The sequence below is a fragment of the Ramlibacter sp. genome (assembly GCF_035548915.1).
Taxonomy (GTDB): domain Bacteria; phylum Pseudomonadota; class Gammaproteobacteria; order Burkholderiales; family Burkholderiaceae_C; genus Ramlibacter.
This window is the reverse complement of record NZ_DASZSE010000047.1, coordinates 116,855-136,382: the sequence shown is the minus strand read 5'-3', so window position 1 is coordinate 136,382 and position 19,528 is coordinate 116,855. Positions and strand designations below refer to the sequence as shown.

15 protein-coding genes are annotated in these 19,528 nt (G+C 68.4%); 6 read left to right on the top strand and 9 right to left on the bottom strand.

Features of this window, described 5'->3' with window-relative positions; all coding sequences use genetic code 11:
• Positions 1-318 precede the first annotated feature (318 nt).
• Positions 319-1,185, bottom strand: coding sequence for a c-type cytochrome (locus VHA82_RS21220; RefSeq protein ID WP_325547155.1), 867 nt, complete (start codon positions 1,183-1,185; stop codon positions 319-321).
• Between the two features lie 140 nt (positions 1,186-1,325).
• Here VHA82_RS21220 and VHA82_RS21215 point away from each other — a divergent pair, with 140 nt between their 5' ends.
• The 3 genes from VHA82_RS21215 (at position 1,326) to VHA82_RS21205 (ending at position 5,355) form a co-directional block, all read left to right on the top strand.
• Positions 1,326-3,896 (top strand): circularly permuted type 2 ATP-grasp protein, encoded by a 2,571-nt coding sequence (locus VHA82_RS21215; RefSeq protein WP_325547154.1) that lies wholly within the window; start codon positions 1,326-1,328, stop codon positions 3,894-3,896.
• 37 nt (positions 3,897-3,933) lie between these two features.
• Complete coding sequence (locus VHA82_RS21210) at positions 3,934-4,827, top strand: transglutaminase family protein (RefSeq protein ID WP_325547153.1); 894 nt, start codon at positions 3,934-3,936, stop codon at positions 4,825-4,827.
• A 75-nt stretch (positions 4,828-4,902) separates the two neighbouring features.
• The gene (locus tag VHA82_RS21205) at positions 4,903-5,355 is read left to right on the top strand and encodes a RidA family protein (RefSeq protein ID WP_325547152.1); all 453 of its coding nucleotides are present in this window, start codon (positions 4,903-4,905) and stop codon (positions 5,353-5,355) included.
• Here VHA82_RS21205 and VHA82_RS21200 read toward each other — a convergent pair.
• Genes VHA82_RS21200 through VHA82_RS21190 form a run of 3 tightly spaced genes read right to left on the bottom strand, consistent with a single transcriptional unit; the run spans position 5,352 to position 9,828 of the window.
• Positions 5,352-6,281: a dimethyl sulfoxide reductase anchor subunit family protein gene (locus VHA82_RS21200; protein WP_325547151.1), complete on the bottom strand. Its 930-nt coding sequence runs from the start codon at positions 6,279-6,281 to the stop codon at positions 5,352-5,354. The two genes, VHA82_RS21205 and VHA82_RS21200, sit on opposite strands and share 4 nt — an antisense overlap.
• Positions 6,278-6,937: a 4Fe-4S dicluster domain-containing protein gene (locus VHA82_RS21195; protein ID WP_325547150.1), complete on the bottom strand. Its 660-nt coding sequence runs from the start codon at positions 6,935-6,937 to the stop codon at positions 6,278-6,280. Before VHA82_RS21195 ends, VHA82_RS21200 begins: the two co-directional genes overlap by 4 nt.
• Positions 6,934-9,828, bottom strand: a complete 2,895-nt coding sequence (locus tag VHA82_RS21190; protein WP_325547149.1) for a molybdopterin oxidoreductase family protein — start codon at positions 9,826-9,828, stop codon at positions 6,934-6,936. Before VHA82_RS21190 ends, VHA82_RS21195 begins: the two co-directional genes overlap by 4 nt.
• A gap of 53 nt (positions 9,829-9,881) precedes the next feature.
• On the opposite strand from VHA82_RS21190, the gene VHA82_RS21185 reads away from it, so the two are divergent.
• Both VHA82_RS21185 and VHA82_RS21180 read left to right on the top strand, forming a co-directional pair.
• Positions 9,882-10,778 carry a LysR family transcriptional regulator gene (locus VHA82_RS21185; RefSeq protein WP_325547148.1) on the top strand — a complete coding sequence of 299 codons (897 nt, stop codon included), beginning with the start codon at positions 9,882-9,884 and terminating at the stop codon, positions 10,776-10,778.
• 70 nt (positions 10,779-10,848) lie between these two features.
• Positions 10,849-11,097 (top strand): hypothetical protein, encoded by a 249-nt coding sequence (locus VHA82_RS21180; RefSeq protein WP_325547147.1) that lies wholly within the window; start codon positions 10,849-10,851, stop codon positions 11,095-11,097.
• 103 nt (positions 11,098-11,200) lie between these two features.
• On the opposite strand, the gene parC is transcribed toward VHA82_RS21180, so the two are convergent.
• Genes parC through VHA82_RS21155 form a run of 5 tightly spaced genes read right to left on the bottom strand, consistent with a single transcriptional unit; the run spans position 11,201 to position 18,126 of the window.
• Positions 11,201-13,582, bottom strand: coding sequence for a DNA topoisomerase IV subunit A (gene parC, locus VHA82_RS21175; RefSeq protein ID WP_325547146.1), 2,382 nt, complete (start codon positions 13,580-13,582; stop codon positions 11,201-11,203).
• Positions 13,583-13,593: 11 nt separating this feature from the next.
• On the bottom strand, positions 13,594-14,742 hold the full coding sequence (locus tag VHA82_RS21170; RefSeq protein ID WP_325547145.1) for a GGDEF domain-containing protein: 1,149 nt from the start codon (positions 14,740-14,742) through the stop codon (positions 13,594-13,596).
• A complete protein-coding gene (locus VHA82_RS21165) occupies positions 14,739-15,566 on the bottom strand; it encodes a lytic transglycosylase domain-containing protein (RefSeq protein ID WP_325547144.1) in 828 nt (275 codons plus the stop codon). Before VHA82_RS21165 ends, VHA82_RS21170 begins: the two co-directional genes overlap by 4 nt.
• Positions 15,563-16,123, bottom strand: coding sequence for a GNAT family protein (locus VHA82_RS21160; protein WP_325547143.1), 561 nt, complete (start codon positions 16,121-16,123; stop codon positions 15,563-15,565). Before VHA82_RS21160 ends, VHA82_RS21165 begins: the two co-directional genes overlap by 4 nt.
• 35 nt (positions 16,124-16,158) lie before the next feature.
• A complete protein-coding gene (locus tag VHA82_RS21155) occupies positions 16,159-18,126 on the bottom strand; it encodes a DNA topoisomerase IV subunit B (RefSeq protein ID WP_325547142.1) in 1,968 nt (655 codons plus the stop codon).
• 171 nt (positions 18,127-18,297) lie between these two features.
• Here VHA82_RS21155 and VHA82_RS21150 point away from each other — a divergent pair, with 171 nt between their 5' ends.
• Positions 18,298-19,521, top strand: coding sequence for an MFS transporter (locus tag VHA82_RS21150; protein ID WP_325547141.1), 1,224 nt, complete (start codon positions 18,298-18,300; stop codon positions 19,519-19,521).
• Positions 19,522-19,528 lie beyond the last annotated feature (7 nt).

Here is a 19,528-nt window from a genome sequence, read left to right as displayed (position 1 = left end):
CCCCGACCGGTCGCGCGGGCGGTGCTACATTTCGCTGCATCGTAAGTCGAGGAGCGCACCATGCCCAAAGGCGACCAGCGGAGCAACAAGATGGTCAAGAAACCCAAGAAGGATTCGTCACCGCCGAAGGACACGACGTCCGATCGCCCCACGCCCCCGGTGACGCTGGTGGCGCCGAAGGGCAAGATGAAGAACAAGCAGTAGCGCCGGCACGCCGCACGCTGCAGGCCACGCGCGCTCGCAGCGGCCCAGCCGCGGCGAGCGCCCTTGCGCGCACGCGTCCGGCCGCACGCGTCCGGCGTGAACGCTCGACCCGCCTCAGCCACCCATCTTGATCGGCTTCAGCGACTTCAGGTACTTCACGATCGCGGCCATGTCGTCGTCGCCGATGTTGCGGTACCAGTCGAAGGCCATCGGCGGCTTGTACGGCTGACCTTCACGGTTCGTGCCGGTGCGGATGCTGTGCGCGATCTGCTCGTCGGTCCAGCCCTTCAGGCCCGTCGCATCGGGCGTCAGGTTGCGCGACACGCTCTCGCCCCACGGCCCCGGGAACACCTGGCCGCCCGCACCCACCTTGCCCTTCACCAGCATGCCCTTGTCGTCGCGCGGCGTGTGGCAGTCCATGCAATGGCCGATGTCGGTCAGGTACTTGCCGTACGCCACCGTCCTGCCCGCGGGCGGCGCCTTCACGCTCTTCACCGGCGGGCCGTAGCTCGCCGGCAGCGGCATGTTGAACTTCGACTTCTCCACCGCATGCTTCACGGGCGGCTGGGCGCGCAGATAGGCAACGATCGCAGCGAGGTCCGTGTCGGAAATGTGGCGATAGAACCCGATCGGCATCGGCGGGCCGATCACGCTGCCGTCGGGGCGGATGCCTTCGCGGATCGCCTTCGCGAGCTGGTCGTCCGTCCACTTGCCGATGCCCGTCTCCGGATCGGGCGTGATGTTGGGGGCGACGGCGCGGAACATCTTCTCCTCGAAGACCATGCCGCCGGACAGACCCTTGTCCATCAGCGGCTCGCCCTGCGGCCCGCGCTGCGTGTGGCAGTTGCCGCAGGCCACCACCGAATCCATCAGGTACTTGCCGCGCTCGATGTTGCCGGGCGGCAGTGCGAAAGCCGCACGGGCGGTGAACGCGAGCAGAGCCAGTGCGACCCACCGCGAGGAGACGATTCCATGACGCATTGCGACTTCTCCGGACAATTGCGCGAATTTACGGCGCATGCGCGCTCAAGGCAATCGGGTGCATCCAACGCGCATGCGCTTGAAGTCTCGCGCTCCGGCGCGACGATGCTGGCGCCTTCCGTGTGTGCTAATGTCACCGCTTGGACCGATCGATCGAATCGCTGTTCGGCACCGATGCTGTGGAGACGCCGCCCGCGCTGGCGGCGTCGCTGGCGCCCGTCCCGTCCCCCGGTCAATACGACGAACTGCGCGGTACGTCCGCGGGCGCCAACGCACCGCCCGCGCCGCACTGGGCCCGCTTCTTCGACAACCTCGGCCTCGAAGGGTTCGCCGATCTCGACCACCGCACCGCCAACCTCCAGCGGCAGGTGCGCGACAACGGCATCACCTACAACGTCTACGCCGACGACGACGGGCCGCAGCGGCCGTGGTCGCTCGATCTCTTTCCGCTCATCGTCACGCCCGAAAGCTGGCAGCAGATCGAAGCCGGGGTGCTGCAGCGCGTGCGGCTGCTGGACCGCATCATGGCCGACGTGTACGGAGCGCAGGAACTGCTCGCCGCCAACCTGCTGCCGCCCGCATTGGTCCAAGGCCATCCGGGCTACCTGCGCGCGATGCACGGCGCGCGCCCCGCGGGCGGCACGCACCTGCACATCGCGGCGTTCGACCTCGCGCACGACGCGGACGGCCTCTGGTGGGTGGTCACGCAGCGCACGCAGGCGCCCTCGGGGCTCGGCTACCTGCTCGAAAACCGCCTCGTCATCTCGCGCCTCTTTCCCGAAGCGTTTCGCGATCTGCGCGTGCAGCGACTCGCCGCCACCTACCGCGCGCTGCTGGAGAGCCTGTACTCCATGTGCCCGAGCGGCGACGGCGAGCCCCGTATCGTCCTGCTCACGCCCGGGCCGTACAACGAGACGTATTTCGAACACGCCTATCTCGCGCGCTACCTCGGCATCACGCTCGTGGAGGGGAGCGATCTCGCGGTGCGCGACGAACGCCTCTACCTGAAGACGCTGAAGGGGCTCGAGCCCGTGCACGGCGTGCTGAAGCGCCTCGACGACGAATTCCTCGATCCGCTCGAACTGCGCGCCGATTCGCACCTGGGCGTGCCGGGCCTGCTGCAGGCGATCCGTGCGGGCAATGTGCTCGTGGCCAACGCACCGGGCTCGGGCTTTCTCGAGTCGACGGGCCTGCTCGGATTCCTGCCCGGGCTCAGCCGGCACCTGCTGCAGGAAGACCTGAAGTTGCCTTCGATCGCGACGTGGTGGTGCGGCGAACGCGCGACGTTGGACGCCGCTCTGCCGCAGCTGCGCACGGGGGTCATCAAGCCGACGTACGTGGGTGCGGGCGCGACCGCCGTGCTCGGCAAGTCGCTGTCGCGGCGCGAGCTCGACGAGTGGGCGGGCCGCATCGCGCGCGAACCCGACGAGCACACGGTGCAGGCGTACCTGCCGCTCGCGCAGATGCCCACCTGGAGTTCGGGCCGCATCGTGCCGCGTGCCGCGATGCTGCGCGTCTTCGCGGTGTCGGACGGGCCGCGGAGCTGGCGCGTGCTGCCCGGCGGGCTCACGCGCATCGCGAGCGCGGCGAACGACGTCGCCTCGATGCAGCGCGGCGGCAGCAGCGCCGACACCTGGGTGCTCACGCACGGCGAGGTCGACACGACGAGCCTGCTGCATCACTTCGAGCATCCGTCCACCGAGATCAAGCACCGGCGGCGCGCCGTGACGAGCCGCGCCGCGGAGAACCTCTTCTGGCTCGGCCGCTACACCGAGCGCACGGAGAACACCGCGCGCCTTGCCCGGCTCGTGCTCGAATCGCTCGGCGGCGAGGACCAGACTTCGCAGCCCCTCCTCGCATGGCTCACGCAGACTTCGGTCGCCAACGGGCTCGTGCACGAGGCGGTGCCGCCCGCCACCGGCTCGCGCCGCGTCTTCGAGCGCTCGGTGATCGCGGCGCTCGGGGACACGCAGGAGTCGGCAAGCGTAGGCTTCAACCTCGCCGCGCTGCGAGCTTCCGCGTCGGCCGTGCGCGAGCGGCTGTCGCAGGAAACCTGGAACGTGATCGTGCGCGCGGAGCAGGAATTCAACACGGGCTGCGAAGAGGCGCGGGGGGACGGCGAGTTCTCCTCGATGGAGGCGCTGCGCGTACTCGAAACGCTTTCGGGACGCACGGCCGCCATGACCGGCGCGCAGACCGACCGCATGACGCGCGACAACGGCTGGCGGCTGCTTTCGAGCGGCAGGCACCTGGAGCGGCTCGCCTTTCTCGCCTCGGCGATGGCGATCTCGTTCGACACCGGCGCCGTGCACGACGAAAGCGGCTTCGAGGCGCTCGTGTCGCTCTTCGACAGCACGATCACCTTCCACGCGAACTACCAGCAGCGCCACGACATCCCCGCGCTGCTCGATCTGCTCGTGCTTGACCGCGACAATCCGCGCTCGCTCGGCTGGGTCGCGCAGACGCTGCGAGGGCGGCTCGCGAGGCTCGAGGGCACGCCTGCCGGTGAAATGCCAGACATCGTGCAGGACGTGCCCGATCCGGCGCAGTGGTCGCTCGATGCCGTGTGCTCGGTGGACGAGGATGGCCGCCACGCCTACCTGATGCGGCTGCTTGCCCAGTGCGTCGAGTCGGCGTACCGGCTCTCCGACGATCTCACGGTGCGCTACTTCGCCCACGCGGGCGAGGCGCGCTACAGTGTCGGCGCCTGAAAGCCAGAATTACCCCGCAGTTCCTTTTTCCTTCGACATGCTGCTGCGCGTCGTTCATCAAAACGAGTACGTCTATGCGCCGCCTGTGAAAACGGCGCAGCACATGGCGCATCTGAAGCCCGCGCACGACGCGCATCAGCGGCTCGCGAGCCATCGCCTGCGCATCGCCCCCGAGCCCGAGCAGTTGCGCGAAGGCGTCGACGTATTCGGCAACACGCGCGCGTACTTCAGTGTTCAGTCGGTGCACGAGCGCCTCGAGGTGGTGGCCGACAGCCTGGTGTCGACCACGACCACGCCGCCGATCGACAACGACATCTCGTGGGAAGATGCCCGCGAGCGGATGCGCTATCAGCGCGGCTCGCACTACGACCCCGCGGCCGGCTTCGCATTCGCCTCGACTTACGTTCCGCGTCACGAACGCTTGCTCGAATACGCGCTGTCGAGCTTCACGGCCGGGCGGCCGCTCGTGGATGCGGCGCGCGAGCTGATGCATCGCATCCACGAGGACTTCGAATACGTGGCCGCGGCCACCGACGTCGGCACGCCGGCGCTGAAAGCCTTCGAGCTGCGCCAGGGCGTGTGCCAGGATTTCGCGCACGTGATGCTCGGGTGCCTGCGCAGCCTCGGGCTGGCCGCGCGCTACGTGAGCGGCTACCTGCTCACGGAGCCGCCGCCGGGCATGCCGCGTCTCGTGGGAGCGGATGCCTCGCACGCGTGGCTCGCGCTCTACCTGCCGCGCGCCGACGGCGCGGGCGAATGGATGGGCCTCGATCCGACGAACGACCGGTCCCCGGGCGAAGACTATGTGCGCCTCGCCACGGGCCGCGACTACGCGGACGTGTCGCCGATGCGCGGGGTGATCCAGGGCGGAGCGAACCACACGCTGAAGGTCGCGGTGACGGTGGCGCCGGTGCCGAAGTTCGGGGCCTGAAACCGGGACCGGCGGCGGGGTGCGTGTCTGCGCACTCCTTAGAATCGCGGCAAGCCCCAACCCCAGGAGACTTCGTTGAGCATCTACGACAAGCTGAAGGAACTCGGCATCGCCTTGCCGCCCGTGGCCACGCCCGCCGCCGCCTACGTGCCGTTCGTCCGGACCGGCAACCTCGTCTTCATCTCCGGCCACATCGCGAAGAAGGACGGCAAAGCATGGGTCGGCCAGCTCGGCAAGACGATGACCACCGATGAAGGCAGGGCCGCGGCCCGCGCGATCGCGATCGACCTGATGGGCACGCTGCACGCGGCCGTCGGCGACCTGAACAAGGTGCAGCGCATCGTGAAGGTGATGAGCCTCGTCAACTCCACGCCGGACTTCACCGAGCAGCACCTCGTCACCAATGGCGCAAGCGAGCTCTTCGGCCAGGTCTTCGGCGACAAGGGCGCGCATGCGCGCAGCGCGTTCGGCGTCGCGCAGATCCCGATGGGCGCCTGCGTCGAGATCGAGCTGATCGCCGAAGTCTAGGAAACCGTCTGGTAGTAGAGATTCTGCGGATGCCGCGCCTGCGCGAAGAAGAACCAGCGCTCCGCGATCAGGCCGGCGTACTGCAGCGGAAAAGCCAGCACGCACGCGATGCGTGAGTCCGCAGCCAGCCCCCAGGCCAGCAGCGCGATCGGCACCGCGAACGTGAGCACAAGAAAGATCCGCTTCGCGTTGCGATAGAACCGTTGCGACGCGCCGTGGAAGAACTCGCGCGTGTTGAACGAGCCGCCGGTCATGCCCATCGACGTCTGCACCACGCGCGGCGCGCGGATGCCGGTGGCGGACTGCACGGTCGATCGCGGCGCGAGCCTTGCATTGCGCGCGAGCGCGAGGCTGCGCGTGACCCACGCGAGGGCCGTTGTGCCGATGGCCCATTTCGCGGTGGCGGCGGCGAACGTCGCATCCCCCGCGAAGGCGGCAAGCGCGCAAGCTGCCACCAGCCCCGATGCCAGCCCGAGCAGCAGGTAGTTCACGATGGTCAGCGGGTGCGCCCACTCCTGGATGAAGCGGATGCACGCATAGATCATCGCGGTGCAGTACCAAAGCAGCAGCGCGAGCGCGATCGCAAGCCACGGCAGCACGTTCGCCGCCACGCTCGCCTCGGCTGCGAATGTCAGCGCGAGCGCCCATGCCGCCGTCACCGCGATGAACGCAGGCAGCACGATCACCTCGCGCGACATCCACGACGTGCGCCACATGAGCGCGGCGCGCCATGCGCGCAGTGGATGGCCCAGATGGAAGAACGATGCGGCGAGCGCGAGCACGAGCGTGCCGGTCGCGATCCAGAGCATGGCAGCCGCGCCCTGCGGCATCGCTCCCGCGAGCATCGCGACGGCCAGCGTGACCGCGAGCCCCTGTGCGGCGCCGGCGAGCGTCGTGAAGAAGATGATGGAGAACGCGGGCTTCATGACGCTCGCGTGATCTTGCGCGGCAGGTACTGGTTGGCCGGCTTCGTCTCCCACTCGGGCATGAGCGAGTAGCCGCCGCGCTCGCGGATCGCCTTCGAGACCTCCGACTGCGGGTCCTTCACGTCGCCGAAGAGGCGCGCGCCCGTCGGGCAGGCCTTCACGCACGCGGGCTTGCGATCCTCGGGGGCGAGATGCTCGTCGTACACGCGGTCCACGCAAAGCGTGCACTTCGTCATCACGTTGCGGCCTTCGTCGAACTCGCGCGCGCCGTACGGGCAGGCCCAGCTGCAGTACTTGCAGCCGATGCACTTGTCGTAGTCGACGAGCACGATGCCGTCTTCCTTCCTCTTGTAGCTCGCACCCGTGGGGCACACCGGCACGCACGGCGGCTCCTCGCAGTGCAGGCAGCTCTTGGGGAAGTGGATCGTCTGTGTCTCGGGGAACGATCCCGCTTCGTACGTCTGCACGCGATTGAAGAAGGTGCCCGTGGGTTGCGCGTCGTACGCATTCATGTCGGTGAGCGGACCGGCCGCGCCCGACGTGTTCCATTCCTTGCACGACGTGACGCACGCGTGGCAGCCCACGCACACGTTCAGGTCGATCACGAGGGCGAGTTGCTTCGCGAGGGTTTCCCGAGGTGCGGCTGGCATCGTCATCTCCTGTTCGCGCGGTGGCGCCCGGCACCGAGCACGCCCGGCGCGGCGGGCACGGCGGCGACTTGCGGGAAGCTCTCGCGCGGCTCCTCGGCCGGCGCGGGCCGGATGCGCACGCGCACGTCATACCAGCCCGCCTGCCCCGTCACCGGGTCCGAATTGCTGATCGTGCCTTGGCCGAAGGGCAGCTCCTCGCTGATCAGGTGATTCAGCAGAAAGCCCTTGCGCGATTCGTCCGCCGAGGGGCCGAGATGCCATGCACCGGACGCCTTGCCGATCGCATTCCACGTCCACACCGTGCCCGGCTCGACGGCGTCGCTGAAGCGCACCAGGCAGCGCACGCGGCCCCATTCGCTTTCCACCCAGGCCCAGCCGCCATCCTCGATGCCGGCGGCCTGCGCGGTCACGGGATTCACGTGCAGGTAGTTGTGGCTATGAATCTGCCTGAGCCACGCGTTCTGCGAATCCCAGGAGTGGTACATCGCCATCGGCCGCTGGGTGATGGCCGCGAGCGGGTACTTCTGCGCGTCGACGCACTCGTGCTCCAGCGGCGGATACCAGAAGGGCAGCGGATCGAAATAGGTCGCGATGCGCCCGCGCAGCGCGTCCGGGGGCTGCCGCCCCTTCGACTTGCCCTGCGCCGCGAGCCGGAACGATTGCAGCGTGTCCGAATAGAGCGCAAGCTGCACCGGGTCGTTGCGCTGGCGCCAGCCCTTGGCCATGGCGAAGTCCAGGTAGGGCCGGTTCCAGTTGCGCATGTACTGCTGCTCCTCGGGCAGGTGGTACTGGAAGACGCAGTTGTTCTTCGCGTACATCTCCCACTGCTTCGGATTCGGATCGCCCCGCAGGTGTTCGGTGCCGTCCTTGCCGCGCCACCCCATGAGGAAGCCAAGGCCCGGCTGCGCCTGGTAGTTGACGATGAAGTCCGGGTAGTCCTTGAACTTGCGCGACCCGTCCTCGCGCGTGAACGCGGGGAACTTCAGCCGCGACGCGAGCTCGATCAGCACTTCCTGGAACGGCTTGCATTGCCCCGTCGGTGGCACGACCGGCACGCGCACCGAATCCACGGGCCCGTCGAACTCGGAGATCGGGCGATCGAGCATGCTCATCACGTCGTGCCGCTCGAGGTAGGTCGTGTCGGGCAGCACGAGGTCGGCGAACGCGACCATCTCGCTTTGGAAGGCGTCGCACACCACGAGAAACGGAATGCGGTAGTTCCCGTCCGCGCCCTTCGCGTTGAGCTTCTCGCGCACCTCCATCGTGTTCATCGTGGAGTTCCACGCCATGTTCGCCATGAAGATGAGGAGCGTGTCGATCTCGTAGGGGTCCCCGCGCACCGCGTTGGTGATGACGTTGTGCATGAGGCCGTGCGCGGCGAGCGGATGCTCCCACGAGAACGCATGGTCGATGCGCAGCGGCGAGCCGTCGTCGCAGACCGCGAGCTCTTCCGGGTTCGCGGGGAATCCGAGCGGCGCCGAATTGAGCGGCGTGTTCGGCTTCACCATCGCGGGATCGTTGAACGCGCGGTAGTTCGGCACGATGTGCCGCGGATACGGCGCCTTGTGGCGAAAGCCCCCGGGCGCATCGATCGTGCCGAGCACACTCATGAGCACGGCGAGCGCGCGCACGGTCTGGAAGCCATTGGAATGCGCGGCGAGGCCACGCATCGCGTGGAAGGCCACCGGGCGCGCCTGGGTCGTCGCGTGCCGCTTGCCCCAGGCATCGGTCCAGGCAATGGGCAGCTCGAAGCCGCGATGCAGCGCCGTCACGCCCAGCTCGCGCGCAAGCTGGCGGATGCGCTCGACGGGGATGCCGGTGATGTCGGCCGCCCACTCGGGCGTGGTCGTCGCGACGCGCTCGCGCAGAAGCTGGAAGGAAGGCGCGACGCGCGTTCCGTCGGGCAATGTGTAGCGGCCTTCGAGCGCGAGCACGCGGCCTTCTTCCAGTCCTTCGGGGTACGCGTGCACGGCCGCGCCGCTCGCGAGATCCCAGGCGAGCTTGTTGTGCGGATTGCGTCCGTCGCCCGGCGGACCCGCGAGCGGGTCGAATGCGAAGAGGCCTTCCCGCTCGCCTTCGTCGAGCACGACGAGTTGCGGCGCATTCGTGTAGCGCTGCAGGAACTCGCGATCGATGAGGCCGCTTGCGATCAGCTCGTGCAGCAGCGCCATGAAGAGCGCGCCGTCGGTGCCCGGGCGGATGGGAATCCATTCGTCCGCGATGGCGGAGTAGCCGGTGCGCACCGGGTTGATCGAAATGAAGCGGCCGCCTTCGCGCTTGAACTTGCCGAGCGCCATCTTCATCGGGTTGCTGTGATGGTCCTCCGCGGTGCCGATCATCACGAAGAGCTTCGCGCGGTCGAGGTCGGGCCCGCCGAATTCCCAGAAGCTTCCGCCCACCGTGTAGATCATGCCCGCGGCCATGTTCACCGAGCAGAAGCCGCCGTGCGCCGCGTAGTTGGGCGTGCCGAACTGGCGCGCGAAAAGACCCGTGAGCGCCTGCATCTGATCGCGACCGGTGAAGAGCGCGAACTTCTTCGGGTCGGTGCTGCGGATCTGCTGAAGACGCTCGGCGAGGATGTCGAACGCGCGCTCCCATGTGATCGGCTCGAACTGGCCCTCGCCGCGTGCCGACCCGGCCTTGCGCAGCAGCGGCTGCGTGAGCCGCGCGGGCGAGATCTGCTTCATGATCCCCGAGCTGCCTTTCGCGCAGATCACGCCCTTGTTGATCGGGTGATCGGGGTTGCCGTCGATGTATCGGACCTCGCCGTCCTTCAGGTGCACGCGGATGCCGCAGCGGCACGCGCACATGTAGCACGTGGTCGTCTTCACTTCGCGCGCGCCGTCCGTCCTGGCCGTCGGGTCGTGCAGCGGTTCGCGAGAGAGCAGCTTCGCCATGGACCGATGCTAGGGCCGACGACCGATCTGCGTGGCGCATAATTCGCTTCGCCTTGACCCGGAAAATCGATCAACGCCTGCGCCTCACGCTGCGCCAGCTCGAAGTGTTCGCGGCGCTCGCGCGCGGCGGCACGACGCGGGCCGCGGCGGACGAAATCTCCCGTTCGCAGTCCGCGGCGAGCAATGCGCTGGGCGAGCTCGAAGCCGTGCTGGGGGTGCAGCTGTTCGATCGCGTGGGCAAGAAGCTCGTGATCAACGAGAACGGCCGCGCCTTGCTGCCGCGCGCGGCCGCGATCCTCGAACAGGCGGTCGAGACCGAAGCGCTCTTCACGGCGGCGCATGCCGCGCCGCTGCGGCTCGCATCGAGCTACACCATCGGCGAATACCTGCTGCCGGATCTGATCGGCCGCTGGAAGACGACGCACCCGCGCAGCCACGTGCACCTGCGCATCGCCAACACGCACGACGTGTTCGATGCGGTGGCGTCGTTCACGGCGGATCTCGGTTTCATCGAAGGGTCGCACACGCATCCGGCGCTCACGGTGCGGCGCTGGCGGTCGGACGAGTTGACCGTGATCGCGTCGCCGAAGCATCCGCTCGCGGGGCGCCGCGCGTCGCCGCGCGCGCTTCAGCAGGCGACGTGGATACTGCGGGAGCCCGGCTCGGGCACGCGCGAGGCGTCGGACCGGTGGCTGATCCCGAACCTGCCGCAGATGGAAGTGGAGCTGGAGCTCGGAAGCAACGAAGCGGTGAAGCGCGCAGTAGCTTCCGGCATGGGGATCGGATGCCTCTCACGGCTCGCGGTGGAGGACGCCGTGGCGAGTGGCTGGCTCGTGGAGCTGTCGACGTCACTGCCGCCGATGCGGCGGGCGCTCGCAATCGTGTTGCATCGGGCAAAGAAGCTCGGCTCGGCGGCGGAGGGGTTCCTGAAGCATTGCGTGGAGTCGTGAAAGAGAAGGCGACGGCCCCCTTCGACGTAAATGCGGCATTTACGCCGAAGCCCCCAACATTGATCCCGATTTGACCGGCTCGCTCCTATTCTTGCGTCATCAGGAGCTTCACATGGAACCCGCTTTTGCATTCGCCTGGACCCAGTTCACGGACTGGTGCGGCGCCCTGTCGCCGGAATTCGCCTTCCTGCTCGCGCTGCCCTTCGTGCTGAGCGCAGTGTCGTTCGCCGCGGAATTCGTGCGCAGGGCACGTGCGCGGCCGGACCCGGCGCGGCAGAAAGAATTCGCCTGCCATTGTCTCGGTGCGGAATCACGCTGAAGACGAACCTCGGCCTGGCATCAACCCATTCACGCCTCATCGGCGCGCGAACGAACGAATTCGCGGTCGCGCGTGAAAGAGGCCCGGTCGTGCGAGCCGAGCGTCATTCCACTCTCTCCACCGTGGTCAGCCTGAAGCCGAGGTCCACCGATTTCCCCTTGCGCCCGCGATGCCCCATCGCGTTGTTGAGGGAGCGAATCTCCAGCACTTCCTCGCGCGGCTTGTCGCCGCGTCCGATGCCGCCGATGCGCACCGAGCGCGTGTAAGCGGCCGCGCCGGCCAGCGCTTCCTTCGGCCCCAGGTCCATCAGCATCAGCCCGCGGCCGCCGTTGGGCATGGCCTTCAGTTCGCCGATCGCGAACGTGAGCAGATGGCGCCCGGTGGAGGCGCAGCACACGTGCGTCGCGGGCACGTTCGCCGCGCCCGGCTGCGCGCCCGCGGGCGCGGGCACATTCGCGGGCGACGGCCGGCACACGGTCTCGCCCTCGCCCACGCTGATGAAGGACTTGCCGCCCTTCAGCCGCGTCGTCATGTTCTCCACCGTCGCGAGAAAGCCGTAGCCGCCCGAATTCGCGAGCAGCAGCCACGCGTTGGCCGCACCCGCGAAGTAGTGCACGAGCTGCGTGCCGCTTTCCAGTTCCACGAGCGTCGTGAGCGGCTGCCCGTCGCCGCGCGCGCCCGGCAGCGTCGCAACCGGCACCGAATACACGCGCCCGTTGCCGCCGAACGCGAGCAGCGTGTCCACCGTGCGGCATTCGAACGTGCCGTACAGCCCGTCGCCCGCCTTGAATGCGAAGCTCGCCGCGTCATGCCCGTGCCCCTGCCGCGCGCGCACCCAGCCCTTTTGCGACACGACGACGGTCACGGGCTCGTCCACCACGCGCACTTCGGCCACGGTCTTCTTTTCCGCCTGGATCAGGGTGCGGCGCTCGTCGCCGAACTGCTTCGTATCGGCTTCGATTTCCTTCACCATGAGCCGGCGCAGCGCGGCGGGCGAGCCCAGGATGTCCTCCAGCTTCTTCTTTTCCTCGCGCAGCTCCTTCAGTTCCTGCTCGATGCGGATCGCCTCGAGCCGCGCGAGCTGGCGCAGCCGGATTTCGAGGATGTCCTCGGCCTGCCGCTCGGTGAGCCCGAAGCGCGCGACGAGCGCCTGCTTCGGCTCGTCGCTGGCCCGGATGATGCGGATCACCTCGTCGATGTTCAGCAGCACGAGCTGCCGGCCCTCGAGGATGTGGATGCGCCCGTCGACCTTTTCCAGGCGATGGCGCGAGCGCCTCTCGATCGTGCGCTGGCGGAATTCGAGCCACTCCGCAAGCAGCTGCCGCAGCGACTTCTGCGCCGGCCGGCCGTCGAGTCCGACGACGGTGAGATTCACGGGCGAGGAGGTCTCCAGGCTCGTGTGCGCAAGCAGCGTGGTGGCGAGCTCGCCCTGGTCGATGCGGCTCGTCTTCGGCTCGAACACGATGCGCACCGGCGCGTCCTTGCTCGACTCGTCGCGCACCGCGTCGAGGACCGAGAGCAGCGTCTGCTTCAGCTGCACCTGCTCCTGCGACAGCGCCTTCTTGCCGGCCTTCACCTTCGGGTTGGTGAGCTCCTCGATTTCCTCCAGCACCTTCTGCGCGCTGGTGCCGGGCGGCAGTTCGGTGACGACGAGCTGCCACTGGCCGCGCGCCAGGTCCTCGATCTTCCACCGCGCGCGCACCTTCAGCGAGCCGCGCCCGGTGGTGTACGCATCGGCGATGTCGGCGGCGCTGCTGATCACCTGGCCGCCGCCGGGGAAGTCCGGGCCGGGCACCAGCGCGAACAGTTCCTCGTCCGTGAGCTTCGGGTCCTTCACCATCGCCACGCACGCCTGCGCGATTTCGCGCAGGTTGTGGCTCGGGATTTCCGTGGCAAGACCCACCGCGATGCCGCTCGCGCCGTTCAGCAGCGTAAAGGGCAGCCGCGCCGGCAACACCGCCGGCTCCTGCGTGCTGCCGTCGTAGTTGAGGACGAATTCGACGGTGCCCTCGTCGATCTCGTCGAGCAGCAGGTTGGAGATCTTCGCGAGCCGCGCTTCGGTGTAGCGCATCGCCGCCGCGCCGTCGCCGTCGCGGCTGCCGAAGTTGCCCTGCCCGTCGATGAGCGGATAGCGCTGCGCGAAGTCCTGCGCCATGCGCACCAGCGCGTCGTACGCGGCCTGGTCGCCGTGCGGATGGAAGCGGCCCAGCACGTCGCCCACCACGCGCGCGCTCTTCACCGGCCTCGCGCCGGCGTTGCCGGCGCCGAAGCCCAGGCCCATGCGCCACATCGAATAGAGGATGCGCCGCTGCACCGGCTTCTGGCCGTCGCTCACGTCGGGCAGCGCCCGGCCCTTCACCACGCTCAGCGCGTATTCGAGGTAGGCGCGCTGCGCGTACGTCGCGAGGTCGAGGCCTTCGCTCCCATCGCCGCCGCCGTCGCCGCGGTCTCCCCGGCCATCGAAAGAAATCAGTTCCTGTTCCATCTTTCCCGTCGTCACACCTGCGTGGTGACTTCCTCGTTGCTCACGGTCACGATGCGGCGCTCCGTGGGCGATTGCAATTCCTGGTCGAGCCGCGCGCCGAGGCGGTGCAGCAGCGCCTTCGGGGAGATGTCTTCCACCGGTACCGGCGCGAGCACGATGCGAAACCGCAGGAATTCCGCCGGCAGCGACGGCACGGGCTCCCTGAGCCCCGCGACGAGGATGCGGCTCGCGACGTTCGCCGCGCCTTCGGCCGGCGACAGACCCTCCGCCAACACCGCCATGCGCGAATGCGTGAGGCGCGCGGCCACGTCGCCGTCGCGCACGCATTCGCGCACGCGTTCGGCCGCGGCGAGCAGCGCCGCCTCCGACGCTTCGGGCCCGAACTCCTGCGCGAGGCGCGCGAGGCCTTCGATGTGGATCATCATGATCACGCTCGGGTGTCCGTAGCGCCGCATCATCGTTGCCGCGGCGCGGATGCGTTCGTGCAGCATGAGCGGCATCGCAAGCCCCGTGAGCGGGTCCACCGTGTTGCGCGCGTCGATGCGAGCGCGCGTCTCGCCGAAGAGCCGGCCGCGCCAGTCGGTCGCGAGATAGATGGACGCCGCCCAGAGCGTGAGGAGCCCGCCCACGGGCAGCGTCCCTTCCCCCGCATCGCCGAGCACGAAAGCGCCCCGGACGAGCGCCGCCGCCACGAGCGACGCCATGCCGGGGAGCACCCACCAGACCCAGGGCCGGCTCTGGCGCCAGGCCTGCTGCAGCACGATCCAGACGACAGCGCCCCAGGCGAGCGCGCCGAACGGCAGCACCCACTCCTCGAGGATCGACGCGAGCGCAAGCGCCGGCATCAACCCGAGACTCACGCCCACCAGCCACCGCCTGGCCTGGCGCAGCCCGCCCGCATGCGCGATGAGATCGCGCAGCTGCATGCCCGCCAGCGCCATCACCGCGAGCAGCACGGCCTGCGGAAAGAGCCGCTGCTTGCCCGCGAGGTTCTGCACCGCGAGCACGGCCATCATCACCGCGGCCGCGTGGAAGAGGTAGGCGCGTTCGCGGTAGGCGTTGGCCTTGATCACGCTGAAGAGCACGACGAGCACCTGCGCCCCCGCGAAGATGCCGAGGGCCACGAGATCGTCGGGCTCGGAAAGCGGCTGCGGCGTCACACCGGCCAGTCGGAGGAGGAGGGAGCGCCCACGGTGGGCAGGTTGCCGCGGCCGATGGCGCCGCCCACCGCAGGCGTGCCCGGCTTCGCTGCGGGCAGCTCCATGCGGATGCGGCTCGGCGAGCGGCCGCCCGCCGCCGCCGAGGGGGGCTTCAGCACTTCGTAGAGCTGCAGCACCGTCTTCACGTAGTTCTGCGTCTCGCGGATGTCGGGGATGCGGCGGCCCGCCCGCAGCACCGCGCCTTCGCCCGCGTTGTAGGCGGCCAGCGCGAGCTCCAGGCTGCCGTGGAACATGCCGATCAGGTCGTGCAGGTACTGCGCGCCGGTGCGGATGTTGATGCGCGGGTCGGTGAGCTTTTTCTGCACCGACAGCTTGCGGTCGGCGGTGATGCCGTAGCGCTCGGCGGTGGCGGGCATGACCTGCATGAGCCCGATGGCGCCCTTGGGCGAGACCGCGGCGCTGTCGAAGCCCGATTCGGTCGCGATCACCGCCTGCAGCAATTCGTACTCGACGCCCTGCGACTTCGAGGCTTCGCGCAGATGGTGCTTCACCTGCCGGTACGCGGGCGACACCTCGAAGAAGGCGATGAGCTTCGGCGGCGCCGTCGGCACCTGCACCGCGCGCGGCAGGTTGAGCCCCTGCGCGGTGTCGAAACTCTCGCCGCCGCGGAAGAAGAGCTCGTAGCGTTCGTCGAGCTTTTCGGCCGCGAAGTGCGCAACGCCCTTGTCGTCGACATAGCCCCACACTTCGGCGCGGGCGAGAAGCGGCCCGAGAGCCAGGCCGAGCCCGAGCACGAAGGCGGCTGCACGGGCGGCGGGCTTCATGCGCGCATCTCCAGCCCGCCCGAGCGGCGAGCCGCGAATTCGTGCAGCAGCATCGACATGACCACCATCGACACGAACCCGTCGGACGTCTTCACGGCTTCGCGCATCACCCCGTCCACGAGGAAGCCCTCGCTGTCGTAGAGCGCACGCGCGCGCGCGTTGCGCGCCTTCACGTCGAGCCACAGGCGGTTCGCGCCGAGGTCGTCGAAGGCCACCTTCTTCACCATGCGCAGCGTGGCGCGGCCGAACCCCTCGCCCTTGGCGTGGATCACCATGCGCTTCAGCTCGAGCGACTGATTGGGGTTGCGGCAGCCCACGAGAATCACGAAGCCCACCGCTTCGAGCCCCGCGCCGCCTTCGACGATGAAGTGGCGGAAGTCCGGAAAGCGGATGGCCGCCTCGTGCTGCGTGCGTTCCCAGGGCGTGATGAAGGGCAGGTTCTCCGGGTCCTGCTCCAGCGACACGACGTAGGGCAAGTCGCTGGACATCGTGGGGCGCAGGCGCACGCGGGCGGGCATGCGCTCCAGGGGCTCGACTGCAGGCTGAACGGGGTTCATGTGCGGCCTCTCTTCAGATGTGTCGCCGGGCGTCCTCAGACGTCGATCTCCACCGCGTCGCCGTGCCGCTCCATGAGCTCGCGGCGCGCGGCGGCCTCCCCCTTGCCCATGAGCTTGGTGATGAGGCCCTCGGTGGCAACGAAATCGAAGCTGCCCAGCCGCACCGGCAACAGCCGCCGCGTATCCGGGTTGAGCGTCGTTTCCCACAATTGTTCCGCGCTCATCTCGCCCAGGCCCTTGAAGCGGCTGATGGTCCACGCGCCTTCGCGCACGCCTTCCTTGCGCAGCTTGTCGAGGATGTGGGTGAGCTCGCCCTCGTCGAGCGCGTACATCTTGGCGGCGGGCTTCTTGCCGCGCGCGGGCGCATCGACGCGAAAAAGAGGCGGCCGCGCGATGTAGACGTGGCCTGCCTCGATCAGCTTCGGGAAGTGGCGGAAGAAGAGCGTGAGCAGCAGCACCTGGATGTGCGAGCCGTCCACGTCCGCGTCCGAGAGGATGCAGACCTTGCCGTAGCGCAACCCCGAAAGATCGGGCGCATCGCCGGGGCCGTGCGGGTCCACCCCCATCGCCACCGCGATGTCGTGGATTTCGGTGTTGGCGAAAAGGCGGTCGCGTTCGACCTCCCAGGTATTGAGCACCTTGCCCCGCAGCGGCAGGATCGCCTGGCACTCCTTGTCGCGGCCCATCTTCGCGCTGCCGCCCGCGGAATCGCCTTCGACCAGGAACACTTCGTTGTGCGTGACGTCCTTCGATTCGCAGTCGGTGAGCTTGCCCGGCAGCACGGCCACGCCCGAGCCCTTGCGCTTCTCGACCTTCTGGCCCGCCCTCTGGCGCGACTGCGCGGCGCGGATCGCGAGCTCCGCGAGCTTCCTGCCGTAGTCCACGTGCTGGTTCAGCCAGAGCTCGAGCGCCGGCCGCACGAAACTCGAGACGAGCCGCACCGCGTCGCGCGAGTTGAGCCGCTCCTTGATCTGGCCCTGGAACTGCGGGTCGAGCACCTTCGCCGAAAGCACGTACGAAGCGCGCGCGAAGACGTCCTCGGGCAGCAGCTTCACGCCCTTGGGCAGCAGGTTGTGCAGTTCGATGAAGCTCTTCACCGCGTTGAAAAGCCCGTCGCGCAGGCCGCTCTCGTGGGTGCCGCCGGCGGTGGTCGGGATCAGGTTCACGTAGCTTTCGCGCACCGGCGAGCCGTCTTCGGTGAAGGCCACGCACCACTGCGCGCCCTCGCCCTCGGCGAAGTTGTCGGTCGTGTCCGCGAAGCCCTCGCCCTCGAAAAGCGGAATCACCGGCTCGCCGGTGAGCGTCTGCAGCAGATAGTCGCGCAGGCCGCCCTTGTACTGCCAGGTCTGCGTTTCCCGCGTCTTCTCGTGCGTGAGCTGCACCGTGACGCCGGGCATCAGCACCGCCTTGCTTCGCAGGAGATGAGCGAGCTCGGCAGCGGGCAGCTGCACCGATTCGAAATACTTCGCCTCCGGCCAGACGCGCACGGTGGTGCCCTGCCTGCGGTCTTCGGCCGTGGCCTTGCGCACCTGCAGCGGCTCGATCACGTCGCCGCCGGAAAACGCGATGGTCGCGACCTGCCCTTCGCGATAGGTCGTCACTTCGAGCCGCTTCGACAGCGCGTTCGTCACGGAGACGCCCACGCCGTGCAGGCCGCCCGAGAAGCTGTAGGCGCCGCCCTTGCCCTTGTCGAACTTGCCGCCCGCGTGCAGCCGCGTGTAGACGAGCTCGATCACGGGCGCCTTTTCCTCGGCGTGCAGGCCGAAGGGGATGCCGCGGCCGTCGTCTTCGACGCTCACCGAGCCGTCCGCATGCAGCGCAACCTTCACGCGCTTGCCAAAACCCGCGAGCGCTTCGTCCGCCGCGTTGTCCACCACCTCCTGGATGACGTGCAGCGGGTTGTCCGTGCGCGTGTACATCCCCGGGCGCTGCTTCACGGGCTCGAGGCCCTTCAGCACCCGGATCGACGCTTCGGAATATTCGGTGGGAAGTTTGCTGGCCATGCGGTGCGTGATCGGAGCGGCGATTGTAGACCCGAACGCCGCGGAAGCTGTATGCGCATCCAGCCGCGTGACAATCCATGCGCCCCGCGCATCATTCCTCGCCGAAAGTTTCAACAGTTCTGTCATCCTCACGACGGGTAGGGACAGGGTTTCGCCGATAGAGTCGCTGGCATGCAAACGCCGAGCCCGAAACTTTCCGTCGCGCGCGTGCTCGCCTGCGGCGCGCTGATCGTCACGCTGTCGATGGGTATCCGTCACGGCTTCGGCCTCTGGCTGCAGCCGGTCACGCAGGCGCAGGGCTGGACGCGCGAGACCTTCGCGTTCGCGCTGGCGGTGCAGAACATCTCCTGGGGCTTCTTCGGCATCTTCATCGGCATGCTGGCCGACCGGTTCGGCGCGTTCAAGGTGCTCGCCGCGGGCGCGGTGATCTATGCGGGCGGTCTCGCGGGCATGGCGCTGTCGCCCAACCCCACGATGTTCGTGCTCACCACAGGCGTGCTCATGGGCCTCGCGCAGGCCGGCACGACCTACCCCGTGATCTACGGCGTGATCGGCCGTCAGATCGACGATCCGAAGAAGCGCTCGTGGGCCATGGGCGTGGCCGCCGCGGCCGGCTCCTTCGGGCAGTTCCTCATGGTGCCGGTGGAAGGCTTCCTGATCGGCGGCATCGGCTGGCAGCAGGCGCTCCTCGTGCTCGCCGCCGCGGCGCTTCTGATCGCGCCGTTCGGATTCGGATTGCGCGAGCCGGGCTTCGTCGGGCACGCGAGCGCGAAGCGCGAACAGACCATCGGGCAGGCGCTGCGCGAAGCGGTGCGCTACCCGAGCTTCCTGCTGCTCACCGCGGGCTACTTCGTCTGCGGCTTCCAGGTCGTCTTCATCGGCGTGCACATGCCGAGCTACCTGAAGGACCATGGCCTGTCGCCGCAGGTCGCAAGCTATGCGCTCGCGCTGATCGGCCTCTTCAACGTGTTCGGCACCTACGTCGTCGGCATGCTCGGGCAGCGGCTCGCGAAGGCGCGCATTCTCTCCTTCATCTATTTCGCCCGCGCGGTGGCGATCACCCTTTTCCTCTGGGCGCCCCTCACGCCCGCGTCCGTGTACGTGTTCTCCGCCGCGATGGGCTTCCTGTGGCTCTCGACCGTGCCGCCCACCACTTCCGTCATCGCGCAGATCTTCGGCGTGGCGCATCTGTCGATGCTGGGCGGCGCGGTGTTCCTGAGCCACCAGATCGGCTCGTTCCTCGGCGTGTGGCTGGGCGGCCTGCTCTACGACAAGACGGGCAGCTACGACATCGTGTGGTACATCGCGATCGCGCTGGGCATCTTCGCGGGCATCGTGAATCTGCCGGTGCGCGAGACGCCGATCGCGCGGCAACCGGTGCCGCAGCCCGTGTGAAATGAAA

Bases quoted from the DNA above. Each gene is read 5' to 3' on its own strand.
- VHA82_RS21220 (WP_325547155.1), bottom strand. From the start codon at position 1,185: ATGCGTCATGGAATCGTCTCCTCGCGGTGGGTCGCACTGGCTCTGCTC.
- VHA82_RS21210 (WP_325547153.1), top strand. From the start codon at position 3,934: ATGCTGCTGCGCGTCGTTCATCAAAACGAGTACGTCTATGCGCCGCCT.
- VHA82_RS21200 (WP_325547151.1), bottom strand. From the start codon at position 6,281: ATGAAGCCCGCGTTCTCCATCATCTTCTTCACGACGCTCGCCGGCGCC.
- VHA82_RS21195 (WP_325547150.1), bottom strand. From the start codon at position 6,937: ATGACGATGCCAGCCGCACCTCGGGAAACCCTCGCGAAGCAACTCGCC.
- VHA82_RS21190 (WP_325547149.1), bottom strand. From the start codon at position 9,828: ATGGCGAAGCTGCTCTCTCGCGAACCGCTGCACGACCCGACGGCCAGG.
- parC (WP_325547146.1), bottom strand. From the start codon at position 13,582: ATGGAACAGGAACTGATTTCTTTCGATGGCCGGGGAGACCGCGGCGAC.
- VHA82_RS21165 (WP_325547144.1), bottom strand. From the start codon at position 15,566: ATGAAGCCCGCCGCCCGTGCAGCCGCCTTCGTGCTCGGGCTCGGCCTG.
- VHA82_RS21160 (WP_325547143.1), bottom strand. From the start codon at position 16,123: ATGAACCCCGTTCAGCCTGCAGTCGAGCCCCTGGAGCGCATGCCCGCC.
- VHA82_RS21155 (WP_325547142.1), bottom strand. From the start codon at position 18,126: ATGGCCAGCAAACTTCCCACCGAATATTCCGAAGCGTCGATCCGGGTG.
- VHA82_RS21150 (WP_325547141.1), top strand. From the start codon at position 18,298: ATGCAAACGCCGAGCCCGAAACTTTCCGTCGCGCGCGTGCTCGCCTGC.